Raw genomic sequence first — 21,319 nt, forward strand, 5'->3', positions numbered from 1 at the left:
AGAGGAGACATCCATGAACTTTCGCAGACACCTGATGGCCGCGGCCGCCTGCTTGCTCGCCGTGGGCGTGCCATTGAGCACGCTGGCGCAGACCGTGCTCAAGGCCGCCGACGTCCATCCACCGGGCTACCCCACCGTGGTGGCCACCGAGAGCTTGGGCAAGAAGCTCGAGGCCGCCACCAACGGCAAGTACAAGATGCAGATGTTTCCCGGCAGCGTGCTGGGTGACGAAAAGACCATGATCGAACAGACGCAGATCGGGGCCATCCAGATCCTGCGCACATCGCTGGGCCCGGTCGGCGCCGTGGTGCCGGACGTGAACGTGTTCAACATGCCGTTTGTGTTCCGCAACGAGGCCCACATGCGCGCGGTGATTGATGGCCCGATCGGCCAGGAAATCCTGGACAAGATCAGCGCCAGCCCCGCACGCCTGGTGGCACTGGCCTGGATGGACGGCGGCTCACGCAGCATCTACACCAAGAAGCCGGTGCACACCCCCGCTGACCTCAAGGGCCAGAAGGTCCGCATGATGGGCAACCCGCTGTTCGTCGACACCATGAACGCGCTGGGCGGCAATGGCATTGCGATGGGCTACGGCGAGGTCTACAGTGCGCTGCAGACCGGCGTGATCGACGGGGCCGAGAACAACCCGCCCAGCATGTTCACCTCCAACCACTACACCACGGGGGCCAAGTACTACGCCCAGACCCACCACCTGATCATTCCCGAACTGCTGGTCATGTCCAGAGTCACCTGGGACAAGCTCACGCCGGCGGAGCAGGGCCTGGTCAAGAAGTTCGGGCGCGAAGCGCAGATGGAGCAGCGCGTCCTGTGGGACAAGAGCGTGGTGGAGTTCACCGCCAAGCTCAAGGCCGCCGGCGTGGAGTTCATCGCCGTGGACCAGAAGCCCTTCTATGACGCGACCGCGCCCGTGCGCGCCAAGTACGGCGCCGCCTTCACCGACCTGATGGCCCGCATCGCCGCCGTCAAGTGAGCCATGGCGAACACATTGCACCGCGCCCTGGACCAGCTGTACCTCGCCTGCATCTGGATCGCGGGCCTGTCCATCCTGCTGATGAGCCTGATCATTCCGGTGGGGGTCTTTGCACGCTACGTGCTGGGCTTTGGCGCGCAATGGCCCGAGCCCATCGCCATCCTGCTGATGGTGTGCTTCACCTTTTTTGGCGCGGCCGCCGCCTACCGTGCGGGGGCGCACATCGCCGTGGCCATGCTGACCGACCGCATGCCGCCGGCGCTGCAAGGCGTGTGCCGGCTGGCGGTCAGCCTGCTGATGGTGGTGATCAGCCTGTTCATGATCTATTACGGCGGCAAGCTGAGCCTGGAAACCATGGGCCAGACACTGGCGGACCTGCCCTGGCTGCCCGTGGGGGTGACTTACTCGCCCGTGCCGCTGGGTGGACTGTTCACCCTGATCTTCGTGGTTGAAACCATGCTCTTTGGCACCCAGGTCCATCGCGCGGTGGTGTGCATCGACCACCAGGTCGAAGAGGCGGGGGCCTGAGCATGGACGCTTTTGTGCTGTTGGGCAGCTTTGCCTTGCTGGTGCTGATCGGCATGCCGGTGGCTTATTCGCTGGGCCTGGCCGCCCTGGTGGGGGCGCTGTGGATCGAGTTGCCGGTCGACGCCGTCATGATCCAGATCGCCAGCGGGGTCAACAAGTTCTCGCTGCTGGCGATTCCCTTCTTCGTGCTGGCCGGGGCCATCATGGCCGAGGGCGGCATGTCGCGCCGGCTGGTCGCGTTCGCCAGCGTGCTGGTGGGCTTTGTGCGCGGCGGTCTGTCATTGGTGAACATCCTGGCGTCCACTTTCTTTGGCGCGATTTCGGGCTCGTCGGTGGCCGACACGGCCTCCATCGGCTCGGTGATGGTGCCCGAGATGGTGCGCAAGGGCTATCCGCGCGACTTCGCCACGGCGCTGACCGTGAGCGGGTCCATTCAGGCCACCCTGATCCCGCCCAGCCACAACGCGGTGATCTACTCCATGGCGGCGGGCGGTTCGATCTCCATCGCGGCGCTGTTCATGGCTGGCGTGCTCCCGGGCCTGCTGCTGGGGCTGACCCTGGCCACCTATTGCCTGTACATCGCGCGCAAGCGCAACTTTCCCAAGGGACAGGCCATGCCGATCGGGCAGGCGCTGCGCATTGCTGGCGATGCGCTGTGGGGCCTGGCCACCATGGGCATCATCCTGGGCGGCATCCTCAGTGGCGTGTTCACCGCCACCGAGTCGGCGTCGATCGCGGTGCTGTGGGCCTTTTTCGTCACGATGTTCATCTACCGGGACTACAAGTGGCGCGACATGCCCAAGCTCATGCACCGCACGGTCAAGACGGTGTCCATCGTCATGATCCTGATCGGCTTTGCCGCGAGCTTTGGCTACATCATGACGCTGATGCAGATCCCGCTGAAGATCACCACGGCGCTGACCTCGCTCACCGACAACCGCTACATGATCCTGCTGGCCATCAACGCGCTGCTGCTGATGCTTGGCACGCTGATGGACATGGCGGCGCTGCTGCTCATCCTCACGCCCATCCTGCTGCCCGTGGTCAAGGCCGTGGGCGTGGATCCCGTGCATTTCGGCATGATCATGATCGTCAACCTGGGCATCGGGCTGATCACGCCGCCCGTGGGCTCGGTGCTGTTTGTGGGCAGCGCGGTGGGCAAGCTGCCGATCGAGCAGGTGGTGAAGGCGCTGCTGCCTTTCTTTGGCCTGCTGGTGATCGTGCTGGGCATCGTGACCTATGTGCCCGCGCTGTCCATGTGGCTGCCGCGCAGCATGGGTCTGTGAAAGTCAATTGCCCGGCCGATACAACATGAGTCCAAGCCCCCGATCCCCCCTGAGCATCCGCATGCATGCGGCCGACAACGTGGCCATCGTGGCCAATGACGGCGGCCTGCCCGCGGGCACCGTGATGGCCGATGGCCTGGTGCTGCGCGACAAGGTGCCGCAAGGCCACAAGGTGGCGCTGACCGACATCGCCCAGGGCGAAGCCGTGCGGCGCTACAACGTGGTGATCGGCCGCGCGGCCAAACCCATTGCGGCCGGCAGCTGGGTCCATGAGCGCCTGCTGGACATGCCCGCCGCCCGTTCGCTGGATGGGCTGCCCATCGCCACCGTCAAGCCGCCACCGTTTGCAGCGCTGGACGGCTACACCTTCGAGGGCTACCGCAATGCCGATGGCTCGGTGGGTACGCGCAACATCCTGGCCATCACCACCACGGTGCAATGCGTGGCAGGGGTGGTGGACTTTGCGGTGCAGCGCATCAAGGCCGAGCTGCTGCCGCTGTTCCCCCACGTGGACGACGTGGTGGGCCTGGAGCACACCTATGGCTGCGGCGTGGCCATTGACGCGCCGGGGGCCGACATCCCGATTCGCACGCTGCGCAACATCAGCCTCAACCCCAACTTTGGCGGCGAGGTCATGGTGGTCAGCCTGGGCTGCGAGAAGCTGCAGCCTGAGCGGCTGATGCCGCCGGGAAGCTTTGCGATTGTCGATGAACGCAACGCGCAGCAGCCTGCGCTCGACGTGGTGTGCCTGCAGGACGCCGGCCACGTGGGCTTCATGTCCATGATCGACTCCATCGTCACCCAGGCGCGCGTGCACCTCGCGCGGCTGAATGCGCGCCGGCGCGAGACCGTGCCCGCCAGCGAACTGGTGGTGGGCGTGCAGTGCGGCGGCAGCGATGCGTTCAGCGGCGTCACGGCCAACCCGGCCGTGGGTTTTTGCACCGACTTGCTGGTGCGCGCGGGCGCCACGGTGATGTTCTCGGAGACCACCGAGGTGCGCGACGGCATCGACCAGCTCACCTCGCGCGCCAGCTCGCCCGAGGTGGCGCAGGCCATGATCCGCGAGATGGCCTGGTACGACGCCTACCTGCACAAGGGCATGGTGGACCGCAGTGCCAACACCACCCCGGGCAACAAGGCGGGGGGGCTGTCCAACATTGTCGAGAAGGCCATGGGCTCCATCGTCAAGTCGGGCAGCGCGCCGATCAGCGGCGTGCTGTCGCCGGGCGAGAAGCTCAGGCAAAAGGGCTTGATCTACGCGGCCACGCCGGCCAGCGACTTCATCTGCGGCACCCTGCAGCTGGCCGCGGGCATGAACCTGCATGTGTTCACCACCGGCCGCGGCACGCCCTATGGCCTGGCAGCCGTGCCGGTGATCAAGGTGGCCACGCGCACCGACCTGGCGCGCCGCTGGCACGATTTGATGGACGTGAACGCCGGGCGCATTGCCGATGGCGAGGCCAGCATCGAGGACTTGGGCTGGGAGCTGTTTCGCCTCATGCTGGAGGTGGCCAGTGGCCGCAAGAAAACCTGGGCCGAGCACTGGAAGCTGCACAACGCGCTGGTGCTGTTCAACCCCGCGCCCGTGACCTGAATTTCCCCCGAGAACCGCATGACCTCCACCATTCCCTACCAGGCTTTTCCCAACGGTTTCAAGCGCGACCTGCGCGCGGGCAAGCTGCTGATCGGCTGCTGGTCGTCGTTGTCCAACGCCATCACCACCGAGGTGCTGGGCCTGGCCGGCTTTGACTGGATCCTGCTGGACGGCGAGCACTCGCCCAACGACGTGACCACCTTCATCCCGCAGCTCATGGCGCTCAAGGACAGCGCGAGCGCGCCCGTGGTCCGACCATCCAGCAACAACGCGGTCGAGATCAAGCGCCTGCTGGACGCGGGCTTCTACAACTTCCTGGTGCCGTTTGTGGAAAGCGCCGAAGAAGCCCGCAGCGCGGTGCAGGCCACGCGCTACCCGCCCCAGGGCATTCGCGGCGTCTCGGTGTCGCAGCGCGGCAACCGCTACGGCACGGTGCCTGACTACCTGAAGTCGATCAACGACCACATCTGCGTGATGGTGCAGATTGAAAGCCGCGCCGGTGTGGCGGCCGCGCGAGACATTGCGGCGCTCGACGGCGTGGACTGCATCTTTGTCGGCCCCTCAGACCTGGCCGCGGGCCTGGGCCACCTGGGCAATGCCGGCCACCCCGACGTGCAGGCAGCCATTGCCGCCGTATTTGCCGACGCCAAGGCCTGCGGCAAGCCCACCGGCATCCTGGCGCCGGTGGAAGCCGATGCGCGCCGCTACATCGCCATGGGGGCCACCTTTGTGGGGGTGGGTAGCGATCTTGGCGTGTTTCGCTCTGCCTCCCAGGCGCTGTTGGACAAATACCGTGGCTAATCCTGTTGCGAAGGGGTTGGGCATTCGTGTCTCCCTGTCGCGGCTGCGCTTCTTCGGGATCAGGCGGGCAGGGTACTCTGCTCCGCTCGTGTCCCCCGGATGGGCTGCGCCCATCCTCCTCCTTGACCTCGCTGCGCAGAGCGCCCTGCCCACCTGATCCTGCCAACCTGGTTGCGCGTGAGGAGTTTTGACGCAACCCCCGCACAGGTGTAGAGGATTGCCGGCAGCGGGTGCCTGCCGCAGCGAGGTTAAGGAGGAGGGCCGTGCGCAGCACGGACCGGGGGACACGAGCGGAGGCGGGCACCCGCTGCCGGCAATCCTCGGACCCGAGACATGAGCGGAGGCGGGCACCGTCGCCGCCAGCCCGCGGAACGAAAAGAGAAGTTTCACAAGCGAAAAGGAAAGAGCAATGAGCAAACTCGGATTCATCGGCCTGGGCATCATGGGCGCGCCCATGGCCGGGCATCTGGTCGCTGCGGGGCACGAGGTGTTCCTGGCCACGCGCAGCAAGGTGCCTGAGTCACTGCAGACAGGCAAGACCGTGGTCTGCAAGACTGCGCAGGAGGTGGCGCAGAACGCCGACATCGTCTTTCTGATGCTGCCCGACACACCGGATGTGCAACAGGTGCTGTTTGGCGAGCAGGGCGTGGCGGCCGGCCTCAGCAAGGGCAAGACTGTGGTGGACATGAGCTCCATCTCGCCCATGGACACCAAGGCATTTGCCCGCCAGATCAACGCGCTGGGCGCCGACTACCTGGACGCGCCCGTGTCCGGCGGCGAGGTGGGCGCCAGGGCGGCCAGCCTGACCATCATGGTGGGCGGGCCCGACGCCGCGTTCGAGCGCGTCAAGCCGCTGTTCGGGCTCATGGGCAAGAACATCACGCTGGTGGGCGGCAATGGCGACGGCCAGACCTGCAAGGTGGCCAACCAGATCATCGTGGCGCTGAACATCGCGGCCGTGGGCGAGGCCCTGCTGTTTGCCAGCAAGGCCGGCGCTGACCCGGCCAAGGTGCGCCAGGCGCTGATGGGCGGCTTTGCGGCCAGCCGCATCCTCGAGGTCCACGGTGAACGCATGATCAAGCGCACCTTCAACCCCGGCTTTCGCATTGGCCTGCACCAGAAGGACCTGGGCCTGGCGCTGCAGGGCGCGCGCACGCTGGGCGTGGCGCTGCCGCAGACCGCGGGCGCGGCGCAGCTGATGCAGGTGTGCGCGGCCAACGGCCTGCAGGACCTGGACCATTCAGCGCTGGTGCGCGCGCTGGAACTCATGGCCAATCACCCCGTGGCACAGGCGCAGGACGCCTGAACACTGCGCTGCCCGGCGGCTCCGTTTGCTATCTATTTGGTAGCGCACGATGGCCGCCAGTCATGGACTCCAGCCCTGTTTGGCTTGAAAACCTCAGGCGGGAGCCGCCTGGGCGGCCAGATGGTCCACCAGCAGCTGCGCGGCGGGTGACACATTGGCCCTGTGGCAGATGATGAAGCGCCGCTGGGCCCAGGGCTCGTCCAGCGTGAGGATGCGCACGCCGTAGGCCTGGGCGTAGATCTCCGCCACTTCGCGCGGCACCACGCTGATGGCCAGCCGCGCGCGCACCACGCGCATGGCGGCCTCGAAGTTGGCCACCACCACGCGGTGACCCAGGCTGCGGCCCTGCGCGGCAGCGGCGCGCTGCATCATCACATGCACGGCGCTGGCCACGGGCAGGCTCACATGCTCGTAGTCCAGCGTGTCGGCAAAGCGCACCCGCCTGCGCCTGGCCAGCGCGTGGTCCGCGGGCACCACCACCGCGAGGTGGTCGTTGCGATAGGGCCGCGTGGTGAGCGCGCCGGCGTTCACCGCGTCCCAGCAGACCCCGACCGAGGCCGTGCCATCGCTCACGCCGCGGACGATCTCTGGGCTCACGCGCTCTTCCATGTCGACCTGGATGTTGCGGTGGTCGGGGGCCTGCAAAAAGGCCGCCACGTCGTCGGCCAGCGATTCGGCCAGGGCCGACGCCGAGGCCAGGATGCGCACCTGCCCGCGCACGCCGGCCGCATAGGCGGCCATGTCGCGCTCGATGCGCCCGGCACTGGCCAACATGGCGCGCGCGTGCTCCAGCAAGGTGTCGCCGGCGGCGGTGGGCGCCACGCCATGGCGCTTGCGCAGCAGCAGCGGTGTGCCCACGGTGTCTTCCAGCTGGGCCAGGCGTTTGCTGATGGCGGAGCCGGCAATGTGGGCCTGCTCGCCCGCGCGCGCGATATTGCCGGTCTCGCAGACCGTGACGAACAGCCGCAGGGTAGTGAGGTCCAGGTCGCGCATGGTTAGATATTCCGGTTTGGAATTTTAAGCGTTCCAAATGTGATTTGCTGGCTTGATCTGGAAAATCTAGACTCGCGCCAACCGGCATTCAAAAGGAGACAAGCCTTGATCCCCACCCCCTCTGCCACGGCGGGCCTGCCCCGCCACGTCCAGATCCGCGAAACGGGCCTGCGCGATGGCCTGCAAAGCATCGCCCGCGTCATGCCCACCGAGCAGAAGCTGGCCTGGATCCAGGGCGCCTACGACGCCGGCCAGCGCGAGATCGAAGTCGGCTCCTTTGTGCCGGCCCGGCTGCTGCCGCAACTGGCGGACACCGCACAGGTGCTGGCCTTTGCCCGGACGCTGCCCGGCCTGGTGGCCTCGGTGCTGGTGCCCAACCTCAAGGGCGCGCAGCGGGCCATGGAATGCGAGGCCGAGCTCATGCTGCTGCCGCTGTCGGCCAGCCATGCGCACAGCCTGGCCAACCTGCGCAAGACGCCAGACGACGTGGTGGCCGACATCGAGCGCATCGTTGAAGCGCGCGAGGCCTCGGGGTCGCGCACCTTGATTGAGGTGGGCATCAGCACCGCCTTTGGCTGCACGCTGCAGGGCCGGGTGGAGCCCGCCGAGGTGCAGCGCCTGGTGCGCGCCGTATTGGACGCGGGGGCGGACCGGGTGAGCCTGGCCGACACCGTGGGCTATGCCGACCCGGCCATGGTGCAGGACCTGTTTGCACTGCTGCTGCCCGAGGCCGGCGACAAGCTCAATTGCGGCCATTTCCACGACACCCGTGGCCTGGGCCTGGCCAATGTGTTTGCCGCGCTGCAGCTGGGCGTGACCCGGTTTGACGCCTGTCTGGCCGGCATTGGCGGCTGCCCGCATGCGCCCGGGGCCAGCGGCAACGTGACCACCGAAGACCTGGCGTATCTGATGGCGAGCATGGGCATCGCCACTGGGCAGGACATTCCTGCGCTGCTGGCGCTGCGCCAGCGGGTAGCATCGTGGCTCGACGGCGAAACCCTGCATGGCACGCTGTGGCGCGCCGGCTTGCCGCGCACCCTGCAGGCCACGGGTGCCACAGCCGGAGCCTCCTGCGCATGACGCCGTCGAACCCGGACAACACGATGCAAGACACCCCCGTTCCCCAGCCACTGACCGGCCTGCGCGTGGTCGAATTCACCCACATGGTGATGGGGCCGACCTGCGGCATGGTGCTGGCCGACATGGGGGCCGAGGTCATCAAGGTCGAACCGGTCGATGGCGACCGCACGCGCCGCCTGCTAGGCGCGGGCGCGGGCTTCTTCCCCATGTTCAACCGCAACAAGAAGAGCATCGGCATCGACCTGCACAGCCCCGAGGGTGCGGCCATCGCGCGCAAGCTGTGCGCCAGCGCCGACGTGGTGGCCGAGAACTTCAAGCCCGGCACCATGGGCAAGTACGGGCTGGACTACGCCGCCTTGTCGGCCGCCAACCCGCGCCTGATCCACGTGAGCCACAAGGGCTTCCTGCCCGGGCCCTATGACCACCGCACGGCGCTGGACGAGGTGGTGCAGATGATGGGCGGGCTGGCCTACATGACGGGGCGTCCCGGCGATCCGCTGCGCGCCGGCACCAGCGTCAACGACATCATGGGCGGCCTGTTTGGCGCCATTGGTGCGCTGGGCGCGCTGATCCAGCGCGGCATCACCGGCAAGGGCATGGAGGTGCAATCGGCGCTGTACGAGAACAATGTGTTCCTCATGGGCCAGCACATGCTGCAGTTCGCCATGACGGGCAAGCACCCCGCGCCCATGCCCGCGCGCGACAACCCCTGGGCGGTGTACGACGTGTTCACGGTCAAGGACGGCGAGCAGATATTCCTGGCCGCGGTGAGCGACGCGCAGTGGATGACCTTTTGCGATGTGCTGGGCTTTGCCGACCTCAAGGCCGAGCCCGGCCTGGCCACCAACAACCTGCGTGTCGCCCAGCGCCCGCGGCTGCTGCAAACCATTGGCGAGCGCATCGTTCACCGATCAGCTTCGCAGCTGTCCGCCCTGATGGAAAAGGCCGGCCTGCCGTTTGCCCCGATCCGCCGGCCCGAAGACCTGTACGACGACGAACACCTGCTGGCCACCGGTGGCCTGGCCGACGTTCGCCTGCCCGACGGCCCCAAGGCTGGCGAGACCGTCAAGACCACGCTGTTCCCCATCACCATGGGCGGCGAACGCCTGGGCGTGCGCCTGCATCCGCCGGCACTCGGCGAGCACACCGACGAACTGCTGGCCGGTCTGGGCTACAGTCCCGGCGAGATCGGGCGATTGCGTGCCGCGCACACCGTGGCCTGAATTTTTTTGATAACCACAGGAGACAAGACCATGAACCATTCCACTCCCTTGCCTTTCAAGCTCTCGCGCCGCTGGCTGCTGGCGGCCCTGGGCGCGTTCGGCCTGACCGGCCCCGCGCTGGCGGCCGAGTTCACCATGCGCATCAGCCACCAGTTCCCGCCGACCCACCACACGGCGCTGAACCTTGACCAGTTCGCCAAGGACGTCAAGGCCGCCACCAAGGGCCGCGTCGAGGTGCAGAACTTTGGCGCCGCCCAGCTGTTCAAGCCCAACCAGAACCACCCGGCCGTGGCCAGCGGCAAGATCGAGGCCGCGGCCATGCTGAGCTTCCAGTGGGGCGGCAGCATCCCCGAGATGAGCGTCACCATCATTCCCTACCTCATGACCTCGGTGGCCAAGCAGAAGGCCTTCATCGGGTCCGAAGCGTCCAAGCTGCTGGACGCCAAGATGGAGGCCAAGGGTGTGAAGAACATCGCCTGGATCGTGGACACGAATGACGGCATCTTCACTTCCAACAGCAAGCCGCTGGTCACCCCGGCGGACTTTGCCGGCCTGAAGATCCGCGGCCTGAACAAGCTGTTCGACGCGGGCCTGTCGGCCATGGGCGCGGCGCCCTCGGCCATGCCGGGCTCCGAGGTCTACCAGGCGCTGCAGACCGGCGTGCTCGACGCGGGCTTCACCGGCGTCAAGGCCGCGCACAGCCGCAAGTTCTATGAAGTGCAGAAGTTCGGCGTGGCCTCCAACATCATCCTGGCCTATGACAACCTCGTTGTGAACCCGGCCTGGTGGAACGGCTTGCCGCCGGACGTGCGCGCCGCCATCCAGAAGGCCGCGGACGCCGCCGTCAAGCGCTCCATCCTGACCAAGGATGGCGTGCCGGCCGAGGACGTCAAGGTGCTCAATGACAACGGCATGAAGACCATCGCGCTGACCAAGGCCCAGGAAAAGGCCGTGGCCGATGCGATGCAGCCCGCCGTCAAGAAGGAGTTCCTCAGCGCCACCGCGCCCGACGGCGTCAAGCTGCTTGAACTGATTGACCGGCTCTGAACCCGGCCCGGTGCAAAGCATGGACCGTGATTCTTCCGCCGCGGGGGGCGGGGCGGCGCTGCGTGGCCTGAGCCGCGTGGTGTCGCTGCTGTGCGCCACCGCCATGGCGCTGGCCGCGCTGGCGCTGCTGGCCTCGCTGGCCCTGATTGGCTGGGCCGTGGTGATGCGCTATGTCTTCAACGCAGCGCCGGTGTGGGTCGACGACATTGTGGGCTTTTGCCTGGTGGCCATCGTGATGCTGGCCGCGGCCCAGACGCTGCGCAGCGGCGAGCACATTGGCGTGGACCTGCTGGTGGAGCGGCTGTCGCCGCCCGCGCGGCGCTGGGCCCAGGTCTGGGCCACGCTGGCCACGGTGGCCATTGCCGGCGTGCTGGTGGCCAACGGCTGGGGCACGGCCATGCTGGCGCGCCGGCTCGGGCTCTTGACCGAGGGCGCGCTCGAGTGGCCCACCTGGATGCTGATGCTGCTGATGCCCGTGGGCGGCACGCTGCTGCTGCTCGCGGCGGCCGAGGGGCTGTGGCGCGCGCTGGCCGAGTTGCCCCCGCTGGGCGGCGGGCATGCGCTGGACCGGGAGGCCCGATGACCACCATTGCGCTGGTTTTTCTGGGCCTGTTGCTGCTGCTGTTCACGGGCCTGCCGATCTTTGCGGGCCTGGCGCTGTTTGGCGGCGGCCTGCTGCTGGCCACGCAGGGCGAGCTGGGCTCGGTCACCGAGGTGATCTTTGGCGAGATCAACCGCTACCTGCTGGTGGCGATCCCGCTGTTTGCGTTCATGGCGCAGATCATGATCCGCGGCAAGATCGTTGACGACCTGTACAACACGGCCTACACGCTCACACGCCACCTGCCCGGTGGCCTGGGCATCGCGACCATCCTGGCCTGCACGATTTTTGCCGCCATTTCGGGCTCCAGCGTGGCCACCGCGCTGACCATTGGCGCCGTGGCCATTCCGCAGATGATCCGCTACGGCTACGACCCCAAGGCCGCCTATGGCCTGGTGGCGGCCGGCGGCACGCTGGGCATCCTGATTCCGCCTTCGGGGCCCATGGTGCTGTACGGCGTGACCACCGACACCTCGATCGGCGGGCTGTTCATGGCCGGCATCCTGCCCGGGCTGCTGATGGCCGGCGTGTTTGTGGGCTGGAGCATGGTCAGCACCGCCGTGGCGCACCGCCACATCGAGCGCGAGACCCGCGCCACGCTGCGCGAGGCGCTGGTGGCCATCCGCAAGTCGCTGTGGGCATTCTCGCTGCCGGTGTTCGTGCTGGGCGGCATGTACGCGGGCCTGTTCACGGCCACCGAGGCGGCCGCCGCCGGTGCCTGGCTGGCGCTGTTCGTGTCGGTGGTGATCTACCGTACGGTGGGGGTGCGCGCCATCTGGGGCTCGGCGCTGGACGCGTGCAAGGTGTCGGCCATGCTGTTCATGATCCTGGCCGGTGCCGCGGTGTTTGGCCACGTGCTGACCAAGCTGCGCATTCCGCAGCAGGTGGTGCAGGCGGTGATTGCCGCGGATATCGGCGTTGCGGGCTTCCTGATCGTGATGATGGCGCTGATCTTTGTGCTGGGGATGTTCCTGGAGTCCATCTCCATCATCCTGATCACCACGCCTGTGATCATGCCGGCCATGGCCCAGCTGCACATCAACCCGATCTGGTACGGCGTGCTGCTGGTCATCAACCTGGAGCTGGCGCAGATCACGCCGCCCGTGGGCATGAACCTGTTCACCATCAAGGCCATCACCAGGTCACCGATGGGGCCCATCGTGCGCGGCGCCGCGCCCTATGTGGCGCTGATGATCGTGGTGATGGCGCTGGTGATGATCTGGCCGCAGATTGCGCTGTGGCTGCCCGGCACCATGCGCAACCGCTGAGCGCGGGCCGGCCTACAGCCTTTGCATGAAGGCGGGCACCGGCCGGCCCACCGAGGCCAGCCAGCGGCCCATGGCGCCGGCCACGCTGCGCACCGGCGGCCGCTGGCCCATGCGTTCGCGCCAGTCCAGCAGACGCGGCGTGGTGGCCGTGACGGGCGCGCCCTGACGCTCGCCAAACAACGCGGCCATGTAGAACGCGATATCGGCAAAGCCATAGTCGCCGGCCAGCCAGTCGCGCCCCGCCAGTTGCCTGTCCATGGCTTCGTAGTAGCGGGTGGCGGCCTCAATCGCGGCCAGGGCGGCCTCGCCCCGCAGTTGGTCTTGCAAGCCCATGAGGCGGATCACGTGCGGGAAATACACCTCGTCGGACTGGTGCTCCAGCAGCCGCGCCCGGGCCCGGACCTGCGGCTCGCGCGGCCACAGGGCAGGCTTGGGCTGCAGGTCTTCGAGGTACTCGAAGATCTGGGTGGAATCAAACAGGTCCAGCGTGCCATGCACCAGCACCGGCACCTGGCGCTTGGGGTTCACGCGCAGCACCTCGGGGTGCCTGGGCTCGTAGCCGCGCGTGGATTCGTAGTCCACCATGACGAGTTCAAAGTCCAGGCCCTTTTCGAGCGCGGCGATCTGGACCTTGGCGCCGAACATGCTCAGCGGGCCCGAGTAAAGGACGGGGCGGGGGAGGTTGGGGGCGGTCTGCGTGCTCATGCCAAACACCTTAGCATTGGGATGGTCTGAGGTTGTCAGCAGGCATTGCCTGATGGCGGCCTCATCATCCCACCCAAGGAGACACGCATGTTCCAGAACCAACTCATGGCCGGCCAGCGCATTCTGGTGACCGGCGGCGGCACCGGCCTGGGCCGGGCCATGGCCACCCAGTTTCTCGCGCTGGGCGCCGACGTGGCGATCTGCGGGCGCCGCAAGGCGGTGTGCGACGAGACGGCCCAGGCCTGGCGCGCGCAATTCCCGCAGCGGCGCATTGACACCTTTGGCGTGGACATCCGCGTCGCGCAGGCCGTGGACGACATGGTGGGCGAGCTGTTCGCCTCGGGCGGCCTGAGTGGGCTGGTCAACAATGCCGCGGGCAATTTCATTTCGCCGACCGAGCACCTTTCACCGCGCGGCTTTGACGCGGTGGCCAACATCGTCTTCCATGGCACCTTCTATGTGACCCAGGCCGTGGGCAAGCGCTGGGTGGCGCAGGCCAAGGCCGGGGAGTGGACGCCGGCGCAACCCTACCGCAGCGTGATGAGCATCATCACCACCTGGGTGGACAACGGCAGCCCCTATGTGGTGCCCTCGGCCATGAGCAAGGCGGGCATCGACGTGATGACCAAGTCGCTGGCCGTGGAGTGGGCGAAGTTTGGCGTGCGCCTCAATGCCGTGGGGCCCGGCGAGATCCCCACCGAGGGCATGAGCAAGCGGCTGAACCCGGGCGAGGAGCCCGGCGCGCGCAGCCGCGCCACCAACCCCATGGCGCGCGAGGGCCGCATGAGCGAGCTGCAGAACCTGTCCACCTTCCTGATGGCACCGGGCCAGTGCGACTGGCTCACGGGCCAGAGCATCATGATGGACGGCGGCAACGCGCTGGCCACGGGCGGCAACTTCTATGAGCTGCGCAGCTGGAGCGACCCGGACTGGCTGGCCGCGCGCGAGCGCATCGAGGCGCAGAACGCCAAGGACAGGGCGCAGCGTGGTTAAAAAGGTCGCATCCCCACCCGTGCTGGCCGAGGGCCTGTTTGCCGATGACAGCGGCGTGTGCCGCTGCACCTGGTGCCAGGCCACGCCGTTCTACCAGCAGTACCACGACCGCGAATGGGGCTTCCCCGTGGCGGACGACCGGCGCCTGTTTGAAAAGATCTGCCTGGAGGGCTTTCAGAGCGGGCTGAGCTGGCTCACCATCCTGAACAAGCGTGAGGGGTTTCGCGCCGGCTTTGCCAACTTTGACGTGGAGGCCATGGCCCGGTTTGACGATGGCGATGTGCAGCGGCTGGTGGCCGATGCCGCCATCGTGCGCCATCGCGGCAAGATCGTCTCGGCCATCAACAACGCCAGGCGGGCCATCGCGCTGCGCGACGAATTCGGCTCGCTGGCGGCGTACTTCTGGCGGCACGAGCCCGACCCGGCGACCCGGCCCGCGCGTGTCACGCGCGAGGCCCTGCGCGCCATCACCACCTCGGCCGAATCCGTGGCCATTTCCAAGGACCTGAAAAAGCGCGGCTGGAGTTTTGTCGGTCCCACCACGGTCTATGCGTTCATGCAGGCCATGGGCCTGGTCAACGACCACTACGAGGGCTGCGCCACGCGCGAGGCGGCGCTGGCCGCGCGCAGGAAGTTCAAGCCGCCCCGTTGAGGCCGGGTTTCATCGAGGCGCTCTTCCCGGGCCTTGACTTCCCGGAGGGCTTGCACTCTACTGCCGGTACCGCTGCCACAGCGGCAGGAAACGGGGAGGAAAACAAGGCTTCACGCGCAACGCGTGGCGCCGCTGCTTGCCATCCCCGCAACGTCAACAGGCCCGCCAACGGGCCGTTTCAGGAGGATGGTATGGCCAGGTATTCAATCGGCAGGCTGCTTTCGGCACTGCTGCTTTTCGTTTCGATGTTTGTCGCGGTGGCGGCCGTGGCGCAGACCGTGGGGGCCAGTTGCTATGCGGTCTCGTGCCGCGCTCAGGACGCCGGCACGCTGGGCGGATCCTGCTTTGGGCACTATTGCGGCGCCGGCTATGCCGGCAACACCGGCGGTGACTGTGTCGGCGATGGCTGCCAGGCTGGCAACGGCAACACCGTGGGGGGCAATTGCTACGGCAATGGCTGCAAGGCTGGCAGCGCCTGGAACAGTGGTGGTGACTGCTATGGCGCCGGCTGCACACCCGGCAGCGGCGGCACGGTGGGCGGACGGGCCCACCCGGCCAGGAACACCAATTGTCTGCTCGGCGAAATCTACAAGTTTCCGATCGTGCGCGTCGGCGGCCTGACCAACTTGAACACGCCTCCAGGTGAAGCCTGCCAGGCCGTGAACATTGGCACGCGCTGGCAGCCCAAGGTGGTGGACATCACGGCCGTGCTGCCGCCGTCGCCCGCGCCGGCCCCCACGGCGATCACGCCATTGCCCAAGAACCCCTGGGACCCGGCCAACCTGCCCAAGTGCCCGTTCAGCTGCCAGGCGTACAACCCGGCGTCGGGCAGTTGCGTGGGCGCGCCCTCGAACGTCTGCTGATTCAGCCCCACATCTCCTGCGCCGTTTCCACCACCAGCCGCAGCTTGTTGCGCTGGTCTTCCACGGCAATGTTGTTGCCGTGCACGGTGCTGGAGAAGCCGCATTGCGGGCTCAGCGCCAGTTGTTCCATGGGCGCGTATTTCGCGGCTTCCTCAATGCGGCGCTTCAGCGCGTCCTTGCTTTCCATGGCGCCGAACTTGGTGGTGACCAGGCCCAGCACCACGGTCTTGCCCTTGGGCAGGTAGCGCAGGGGCTTGAAGTCGCCGCTGCGGTCGTCGTCGTACTCCATGAAGTAGGCGTCCAGGTTCATTTCCTTGAGCAGCGCCTCGGCCACGGGTTCGTAGTTGCCGGCGGCGGCGTGCGTGCTCTTGAAGTTGCCCCGGCACAGGTGCATGGCCAGCAGCATGCCCTCGGGCTTTTGCGCCACCACCTTGTTGATGAAGCCGGCATAGCGGTGCGGCAGCTCGTCGGGGTCGTCGCCGCGCTGGCGGGCCGCCTCACGCATCTTGGGGTCGCACAGGTAGGCCAGGTTGGTGTCGTCCATCTGCACATAGGTGCAGCCGGCGGCGGCCAGTGAACGAAGCTCGTCGCCATAGGCCCTGGCCACGTCGTCGTAGAACACCGGGTCGAGCTCGGGGTAGGCGTCCTTGCTGATGCCGGCGCGGCCACCGCGAAAGTGCAGCATGGTGGGCGAGGGGATGGTCACCTTGGGAGTGTGGCCGGCGCTGACCTGCGTTTTGAGGTAGTTGAAGTCGGCCAGCTGGATGTCCTTGACGTGGCGCACCTTGTCGATCACGCGCATCACCGGCGGGGCGAGTTCTTCGGTGCCGTCGGGCTTGCGGATGGTGACCGGGATGTCGGTCTTGACGCCACCCATCTGCTCGAGGAAGTCGATGTGGAAATAGGTGCGGCGGAACTCGCCGTCGGTGATGCTCTTCAGGCCGATGTCTTCCTGGAACCTGACGATCTCGCTGATGGCCTTGTCTTCCACGTCCCGCAGCTGTTCGGGGCTGATGTCACCGGCGGCCTTCTGGGCGCGCGCCTCCAGTAGGTATTGCGGGCGCAGAAAACTGCCCACATGGTCATAGCGGGCGGGGAGCTGGGTCATGGATGTCTCCTGAGGGGATGAATTTCATGGGATGTTAGATCATGCTTCTGACCAGCTATTGAATACATGAATAGCTGATAGAACCCAATTTTTGGCAAAAATGCTTGATTTTTTCGATTTTCTGTATACATTGAGTATCCATGAAAGCCGCTCAACCTTCCTTTCCCTTGAACGCCTGGTACGCCGCCGCCTACGACGTGGAGGTCGGCCGCCAGCTCATGGCCCGCACCGTGTGCAAGCAGAAGCTGGTGATGTTCCGCAAGACCGATGGCGCCGTGGCCGTGCTCGAAGACGCCTGCTGGCACCGGCTGCTGCCGCTGTCCATGGGGCGGCTGGACGGCGACGAGTTGACCTGTGGCTACCACGGCCTGGTCTACAACGCCCAGGGCCGCTGCACCCACATGCCCAGCCAGGAGACGCTCAACCCCTCGGCCTGTGTGCGCAGCTACCCGGTGGTGGAGAAGCACCGCTTTGTCTGGGTCTGGCCCGGCGACCCCGCCAAGGCCGACCCGGCCCTGGTGCCCGACATGCACTGGAACCACGACCCCGAATGGGCGGGCGATGGCAAGCTGATCACCGTGAAGTGCGACTACCGGCTGGTGGTGGACAACCTCATGGACCTCACGCACGAGACCTTCGTGCACGGCTCCAGCATTGGCCAGCGCGCGGTGGCCGAGGCGCCGTTTGTAGCCACCCATGGCGACCGCACGGCCACGGTGACGCGCTGGATGGAGAACATCGACGCGCCGCCGTTCTGGGCCAGCCAGATCAGGCAGGGCCTGGGCTATGAAGGCAAGGTGGACCGCTGGCAGATCATCCGCTTCGAGGCGCCGTGCACCGTGGTGATTGACGTGGGCGTGGCCGAGGCGGGCACGGGCGCCATCCCGCCCGGGGGCAACCAGGGCGACCCGGCGCACAGCGACCGCCGCCGCGGCGTCAATGGCTATGTGCTCAACACCATCACGCCCGAGACCGACGGCACCTGCCATTACTTCTGGGCGTTTGCGCGCAATTACTGCCTGAATGAGCAGCGCCTCACGCACCAACTGCGCGAGGGCGTGGCCAGCATCTTCCGTGAAGACGAGCTGGTGCTGGAGGCGCAGCAGAAAGCCATGGACGAGCACCCCGACCACCAGTTCTACAACCTGAACATTGACGCCGGCTCCATGTGGGCGCGCCGCCTGATCGACGGCATGGTGGCGCGGGAGCGCGGGCAGGGCGGCGGCGCCCCGGTGATCCCGATCCGGCGCGCCGCCTGAGAGACCCGCGGCATGAAGAACGCTCCTGATTTGATAGCGGACAGTGCCCAAGGGGCCTGGACTCCAGCCTCATTGGGCACTGAAAGCGCCCAGGTGCGGGCGCAATTGCGCCTGCGCGAGATGATCCTGGCCGGCGAACTGCCCGGCGGCACCCGGATTGCCGAGCTCAGCATCGTCGAGCGGCTGGGCGTGTCGCGCACGCCGATCCGCGCGGCGCTGATGCGGCTGGAGCAGGAAGGCCTGATCGAGTCCCTGCCCAACGGCGGCTATGCCGTGCGGACCTTTTCGGAGCGCGACGTGTCCGAAGCCATCGAGCTGCGCGGCACCATCGAAGGCCTGGCCGCGCGGCTGGCGGCCGAGCGCGGTGTGGCGCCCGTGGTGATGAACGAGGCGCGCGAGTGCCTGAGTGCGATTGACGAGGTGCTGAAACAGCCCGCGCTCAGCGACGAGGATTTTTCAGCCTACGTGCGGCTGAACGGCCGCTTCCATGGGCTGCTCGGCGAGCTGTCGGGCAGTGCCTTCATGGCGCGCGAGCTCGAGCGCGTGGCCAGCCTGCCGTTTGCGTCGCCCTCGGGCTTTGTGGTGGTGCAGGCCAATTCGCCGCAGGCGCGCGACATGCTCATCGTCGCGCAGGACCAGCACTGGCAGGTGCTGGACGCCATCGAGCGGCGCGAGGGCGCGCGCGCCGACGCCCTGATGCGCGAGCACTCCCGCATGGCCCAGCGCAACCTGCGCGAGGCCGTGAAAAGCCATGACCTGGACCAGATGCCCGGTGTGCGCCTGATCCGCAAACGAAGCTGAAACCCGATTCCCATGAAAAGCAGCCAGACCTGGGCCGATGCCCACATCCAGTCGATCCGCGACCTCACGCCCACGGTGCGCGAATTCACCATCCGCCCCACGCAGGGCGCCGTGCCGCATGCCCCGGGCAGTCACCTGCAGCTGGAGGTGCTGGTGGGCGGGCAGCCCCAGGTGCGCTCGTACTCGCTGGTCGGGCCCGCCGATGGCGAGGCCTACCGCATTGCCGTCAAGCGGCTGGACGCAGGCCGTGGCGGCTCGCGCGCCATGTGGCAGCTCGCGCAGGGCGACCGGCTGCGCATCAGCGAACCGCAAAACCACTTTGCGCTGGCCTGGGATGCGCCGGCCTACCTGCTGGTGGCGGGCGGCATCGGCATCACGCCGCTGGTGGGCATGGCGCAAGCCCTGGCCGCGCGTGGCGCCGGCGTGCGCATGCGCTACGCAGCCCGTGACGCGGCGGAGCTGGCGTATGCCCACGAACTGGGCGCCTGCCTGGGCGACGCCCTGCAAACCGTGACCGGCCGACGCATTGACTTCGCGGCCGAGGTGGCCGCCCTGGCACCGGGCGCGCAAATGTACGTCTGTGGCCCCGCGCCCATGCTCGATGCGGCGCGCCAGGCCTGGGCCGACGCGGGCCGGCCGCAGGCCGACCTGCGCTTTGAGACCTTTGGCAGCAGCGGCCACCTCGCGCCCCAGGCGTTCCGGGTGCAGATTCCGCGGCATCGGCTCGACATCACCGTGCCGGCCGACTGCAGCCTGCTCGACGCGCTGGAAAGCGCCGGCGTGCAGACCCTGTCGGATTGCAAGCGCGGCGAGTGCGGCCTGTGCGCCGTCGACGTGGTGGCCGTGGACGGCACCATCGACCACCGCGATGTGTTCCTCAGCGAGCATGAAAAGCAGGCCAACCGCCGCATCTGCGCCTGCGTCTCGCGCGTGGTGGGCAGCGTGACGCTGGATTCGGCCTGGCGGGCGGATTGACTCCGTCGTCGCATGAGATAGCTCGTCACTTGGTATAGCAAAAACAGATAACTGATAGAGCGTGTTCCCCCATTCCGTTCACTGGCGGGGAGGGCGACAATCACAGCGTCCCTGGCAGGCACTGGCCAACGTAGCTGGTTCCGCATCTTTCTTTTTGATTCGCCCTTACTGGAGACTGCAATGAACAAAAGAGCCTTCGTCAAGACCGCCGTCGCGGCCGCCGCCCTGTGCGCCTCCGGCTACACCATGGCCCAGCAGGTCACGCTGCGACTGCACCAGATGCTGCCGCCGCAAGCCACCATCCCGGCCCGTGCGCTGATCCCCTGGGCCCAGAAGGTCGAAAAAGAGTCGGGCGGCAAGATCAAGGTGCAGCTGTTTCACGCCATGCAGCTCGGTGGCACGCCCCCCCAGCTGTTTGACCAGGCCAAGGACGGCGTGGTGGACCTGACCTGGACGGTGCTGGGCTACACCCCCGGCCGCTTCAACAAGGCCGAGGTGTTCGAGCTGCCGTTCATGACGACCACCGCCGAGGCGAGCTCCAGGGCCTTCCAGGAATATGTCGAGAAATACGACATGGACGAGTTCAAGGACGTCAAGCTGATCTGCGTGCACACCCATGGCCCGGGCCTGTTCCACACCAAGGACCCGGTGACGAGCATGGACTCGCTGCGCGGCATGAAGATCCGTGGCGGCTCGCGCATCATCAACAACATGCTGACCAAGCTGGGTGCCACGCCTGTGGGCATGCCCGTGCCGGCCGTGACCGAGGCGCTGTCCAAGGGCGTGATCGACGGCACCACCATCCCCTGGGAAGTGACGCCGGCGCTCAAGGTCTCGCAGCTGGTGCACAACCACACCACGTTCGCGGGCAAGTACGGCCTGTACACCCAGACTTTCGCCTTTGCGATGAACAAGGCAGCCTATGAAAAGCTGCCGGCCGACCTCAAGAAGGTGATCGACGACAACTCCGGCATGGTGGCCGCGGCCATGTTTGGCAAGGCCATGGACGATGGCGACAAGGTGGGCCACGAGATTGCGGTCAAGGCCGGCAACAAGATCGTCGCGCTCGACGTGGCCGAAACGCAGCGCTGGCGCCGCACGGCCAGCGTGGTCGAGTCCGACTGGGTGGCCGAGATGAAGGGCAAGGGCATTGACGGCGCCAAGCTGGCGGCCGAGGCCCGGGCGCTGGTCGAGAAGTACTCCAAGTAAGATAGCCGGCACCTCCCGTCAACCCACTCCAGC

Annotated in this window: 21 protein-coding genes; 18 read left to right on the forward strand and 3 right to left on the reverse strand. The window is 67.0% G+C overall.

The window, feature by feature from the left end; all coding sequences use genetic code 11:
• The first annotated feature begins 13 nt into the window (after positions 1 to 13).
• The 6 genes from KF796_09655 (at position 14) to glxR (ending at position 6,509) form a co-directional block, all read left to right on the forward strand.
• Entirely contained in the window at positions 14 to 994 is a 981-nt protein-coding gene (locus tag KF796_09655; protein MBX3586902.1) for a TRAP transporter substrate-binding protein, read from the forward strand.
• A 3-nt stretch (positions 995 to 997) separates the two neighbouring features.
• On the forward strand, positions 998 to 1,522 hold the full coding sequence (locus KF796_09660) for a TRAP transporter small permease (protein ID MBX3586903.1): 525 nt from the start codon (positions 998 to 1,000) through the stop codon (positions 1,520 to 1,522).
• Positions 1,523 to 1,524: 2 nt separating this feature from the next.
• Positions 1,525 to 2,808 (forward strand): TRAP transporter large permease, encoded by a 1,284-nt coding sequence (locus tag KF796_09665; GenBank protein MBX3586904.1) that lies wholly within the window; start codon positions 1,525 to 1,527, stop codon positions 2,806 to 2,808.
• A gap of 25 nt (positions 2,809 to 2,833) precedes the next feature.
• Positions 2,834 to 4,402 (forward strand): galactarate dehydratase, encoded by a 1,569-nt coding sequence (gene garD, locus KF796_09670; protein MBX3586905.1) that lies wholly within the window; start codon positions 2,834 to 2,836, stop codon positions 4,400 to 4,402.
• 18 nt (positions 4,403 to 4,420) lie between these two features.
• Positions 4,421 to 5,203: a 2-dehydro-3-deoxyglucarate aldolase gene (gene garL, locus KF796_09675; protein ID MBX3586906.1), complete on the forward strand. Its 783-nt coding sequence runs from the start codon at positions 4,421 to 4,423 to the stop codon at positions 5,201 to 5,203.
• A 409-nt stretch (positions 5,204 to 5,612) separates the two neighbouring features.
• Entirely contained in the window at positions 5,613 to 6,509 is an 897-nt protein-coding gene (glxR, locus tag KF796_09680; GenBank protein ID MBX3586907.1) for a 2-hydroxy-3-oxopropionate reductase, read from the forward strand.
• A 93-nt stretch (positions 6,510 to 6,602) separates the two neighbouring features.
• On the opposite strand, the gene KF796_09685 is transcribed toward glxR, so the two are convergent.
• A complete protein-coding gene (locus KF796_09685; GenBank protein MBX3586908.1) occupies positions 6,603 to 7,502 on the reverse strand; it encodes a LysR family transcriptional regulator in 900 nt (299 codons plus the stop codon).
• A 105-nt stretch (positions 7,503 to 7,607) separates the two neighbouring features.
• On the opposite strand from KF796_09685, the gene KF796_09690 reads away from it, so the two are divergent.
• The 5 genes from KF796_09690 to KF796_09710 are packed head-to-tail and all read left to right on the forward strand — an operon-like array spanning position 7,608 to position 12,721.
• Entirely contained in the window at positions 7,608 to 8,582 is a 975-nt protein-coding gene (locus KF796_09690; GenBank protein MBX3586909.1) for a hydroxymethylglutaryl-CoA lyase, read from the forward strand.
• A 23-nt stretch (positions 8,583 to 8,605) separates the two neighbouring features.
• On the forward strand, positions 8,606 to 9,805 hold the full coding sequence (locus KF796_09695) for a CoA transferase (GenBank protein ID MBX3586910.1): 1,200 nt from the start codon (positions 8,606 to 8,608) through the stop codon (positions 9,803 to 9,805).
• A 30-nt stretch (positions 9,806 to 9,835) separates the two neighbouring features.
• A complete protein-coding gene (gene dctP, locus KF796_09700) occupies positions 9,836 to 10,852 on the forward strand; it encodes a TRAP transporter substrate-binding protein DctP (GenBank protein MBX3586911.1) in 1,017 nt (338 codons plus the stop codon).
• Positions 10,853 to 10,871: 19 nt separating this feature from the next.
• Positions 10,872 to 11,435, forward strand: coding sequence for a TRAP transporter small permease (locus KF796_09705; protein ID MBX3586912.1), 564 nt, complete (start codon positions 10,872 to 10,874; stop codon positions 11,433 to 11,435).
• Positions 11,432 to 12,721: a TRAP transporter large permease gene (locus KF796_09710; protein ID MBX3586913.1), complete on the forward strand. Its 1,290-nt coding sequence runs from the start codon at positions 11,432 to 11,434 to the stop codon at positions 12,719 to 12,721. The genes KF796_09705 and KF796_09710 overlap by 4 nt, the downstream gene beginning before the upstream one ends.
• A gap of 12 nt (positions 12,722 to 12,733) precedes the next feature.
• Here KF796_09710 and KF796_09715 read toward each other — a convergent pair whose 3' ends face one another.
• Complete coding sequence (locus tag KF796_09715) at positions 12,734 to 13,426, reverse strand: glutathione S-transferase family protein (GenBank protein ID MBX3586914.1); 693 nt, start codon at positions 13,424 to 13,426, stop codon at positions 12,734 to 12,736.
• 87 nt (positions 13,427 to 13,513) lie between these two features.
• On the opposite strand from KF796_09715, the gene KF796_09720 reads away from it, so the two are divergent.
• The 3 genes from KF796_09720 (at position 13,514) to KF796_09730 (ending at position 15,934) form a co-directional block, all read left to right on the forward strand.
• Positions 13,514 to 14,419, forward strand: a complete 906-nt coding sequence (locus KF796_09720) for an SDR family oxidoreductase (GenBank protein ID MBX3586915.1) — start codon at positions 13,514 to 13,516, stop codon at positions 14,417 to 14,419.
• Entirely contained in the window at positions 14,328 to 15,071 is a 744-nt protein-coding gene (locus tag KF796_09725) for a DNA-3-methyladenine glycosylase I (protein MBX3586916.1), read from the forward strand. The genes KF796_09720 and KF796_09725 overlap by 92 nt, the downstream gene beginning before the upstream one ends.
• A gap of 191 nt (positions 15,072 to 15,262) precedes the next feature.
• On the forward strand, positions 15,263 to 15,934 hold the full coding sequence (locus KF796_09730; protein ID MBX3586917.1) for a hypothetical protein: 672 nt from the start codon (positions 15,263 to 15,265) through the stop codon (positions 15,932 to 15,934).
• A gap of 1 nt (position 15,935) precedes the next feature.
• On the opposite strand, the gene KF796_09735 is transcribed toward KF796_09730, so the two are convergent.
• Positions 15,936 to 17,042: a 5-methyltetrahydropteroyltriglutamate--homocysteine S-methyltransferase gene (locus tag KF796_09735; GenBank protein ID MBX3586918.1), complete on the reverse strand. Its 1,107-nt coding sequence runs from the start codon at positions 17,040 to 17,042 to the stop codon at positions 15,936 to 15,938.
• A gap of 140 nt (positions 17,043 to 17,182) precedes the next feature.
• Here KF796_09735 and KF796_09740 point away from each other — a divergent pair, with 140 nt between their 5' ends.
• The 4 genes from KF796_09740 to KF796_09755 all read left to right on the forward strand — a co-directional run bounded on the left by KF796_09740 (position 17,183) and on the right by KF796_09755 (position 21,286).
• The gene (locus tag KF796_09740) at positions 17,183 to 18,301 is read left to right on the forward strand and encodes an aromatic ring-hydroxylating dioxygenase subunit alpha (protein MBX3586919.1); all 1,119 of its coding nucleotides are present in this window, start codon (positions 17,183 to 17,185) and stop codon (positions 18,299 to 18,301) included.
• A gap of 12 nt (positions 18,302 to 18,313) precedes the next feature.
• The gene (locus KF796_09745; protein ID MBX3586920.1) at positions 18,314 to 19,102 is read left to right on the forward strand and encodes a GntR family transcriptional regulator; all 789 of its coding nucleotides are present in this window, start codon (positions 18,314 to 18,316) and stop codon (positions 19,100 to 19,102) included.
• A gap of 12 nt (positions 19,103 to 19,114) precedes the next feature.
• Positions 19,115 to 20,077 (forward strand): oxidoreductase, encoded by a 963-nt coding sequence (locus KF796_09750; protein ID MBX3586921.1) that lies wholly within the window; start codon positions 19,115 to 19,117, stop codon positions 20,075 to 20,077.
• 180 nt (positions 20,078 to 20,257) lie between these two features.
• Positions 20,258 to 21,286, forward strand: coding sequence for a TRAP transporter substrate-binding protein (locus KF796_09755; protein ID MBX3586922.1), 1,029 nt, complete (start codon positions 20,258 to 20,260; stop codon positions 21,284 to 21,286).
• The last annotated feature ends 33 nt before the right edge of the window (positions 21,287 to 21,319 follow it).

This window comes from Ramlibacter sp. (assembly GCA_019635435.1).
In the GTDB taxonomy this organism is placed as follows: domain Bacteria; phylum Pseudomonadota; class Gammaproteobacteria; order Burkholderiales; family Burkholderiaceae_C; genus JAHBZM01.

Excerpts from the sequence above, each read along its gene's own strand:
- KF796_09655 (MBX3586902.1), top strand. The coding sequence starts at position 14 with ATGAACTTTCGCAGACACCTGATGGCCGCGGCCGCCTGCTTGCTCGCC.
- KF796_09660 (MBX3586903.1), top strand. The coding sequence starts at position 998 with ATGGCGAACACATTGCACCGCGCCCTGGACCAGCTGTACCTCGCCTGC.
- KF796_09665 (MBX3586904.1), top strand. The coding sequence starts at position 1,525 with ATGGACGCTTTTGTGCTGTTGGGCAGCTTTGCCTTGCTGGTGCTGATC.
- garD (MBX3586905.1), top strand. The coding sequence starts at position 2,834 with ATGAGTCCAAGCCCCCGATCCCCCCTGAGCATCCGCATGCATGCGGCC.
- garL (MBX3586906.1), top strand. The coding sequence starts at position 4,421 with ATGACCTCCACCATTCCCTACCAGGCTTTTCCCAACGGTTTCAAGCGC.
- glxR (MBX3586907.1), top strand. The coding sequence starts at position 5,613 with ATGAGCAAACTCGGATTCATCGGCCTGGGCATCATGGGCGCGCCCATG.
- KF796_09685 (MBX3586908.1), bottom strand. The coding sequence starts at position 7,502 with ATGCGCGACCTGGACCTCACTACCCTGCGGCTGTTCGTCACGGTCTGC.
- KF796_09695 (MBX3586910.1), top strand. The coding sequence starts at position 8,606 with ATGCAAGACACCCCCGTTCCCCAGCCACTGACCGGCCTGCGCGTGGTC.
- dctP (MBX3586911.1), top strand. The coding sequence starts at position 9,836 with ATGAACCATTCCACTCCCTTGCCTTTCAAGCTCTCGCGCCGCTGGCTG.
- KF796_09705 (MBX3586912.1), top strand. The coding sequence starts at position 10,872 with ATGGACCGTGATTCTTCCGCCGCGGGGGGCGGGGCGGCGCTGCGTGGC.
- KF796_09710 (MBX3586913.1), top strand. The coding sequence starts at position 11,432 with ATGACCACCATTGCGCTGGTTTTTCTGGGCCTGTTGCTGCTGCTGTTC.
- KF796_09715 (MBX3586914.1), bottom strand. The coding sequence starts at position 13,426 with ATGAGCACGCAGACCGCCCCCAACCTCCCCCGCCCCGTCCTTTACTCG.
- KF796_09720 (MBX3586915.1), top strand. The coding sequence starts at position 13,514 with ATGTTCCAGAACCAACTCATGGCCGGCCAGCGCATTCTGGTGACCGGC.
- KF796_09725 (MBX3586916.1), top strand. The coding sequence starts at position 14,328 with ATGAGCTGCGCAGCTGGAGCGACCCGGACTGGCTGGCCGCGCGCGAGC.
- KF796_09730 (MBX3586917.1), top strand. The coding sequence starts at position 15,263 with ATGGCCAGGTATTCAATCGGCAGGCTGCTTTCGGCACTGCTGCTTTTC.
- KF796_09735 (MBX3586918.1), bottom strand. The coding sequence starts at position 17,042 with ATGACCCAGCTCCCCGCCCGCTATGACCATGTGGGCAGTTTTCTGCGC.
- KF796_09740 (MBX3586919.1), top strand. The coding sequence starts at position 17,183 with ATGAAAGCCGCTCAACCTTCCTTTCCCTTGAACGCCTGGTACGCCGCC.
- KF796_09745 (MBX3586920.1), top strand. The coding sequence starts at position 18,314 with ATGAAGAACGCTCCTGATTTGATAGCGGACAGTGCCCAAGGGGCCTGG.
- KF796_09750 (MBX3586921.1), top strand. The coding sequence starts at position 19,115 with ATGAAAAGCAGCCAGACCTGGGCCGATGCCCACATCCAGTCGATCCGC.
- KF796_09755 (MBX3586922.1), top strand. The coding sequence starts at position 20,258 with ATGAACAAAAGAGCCTTCGTCAAGACCGCCGTCGCGGCCGCCGCCCTG.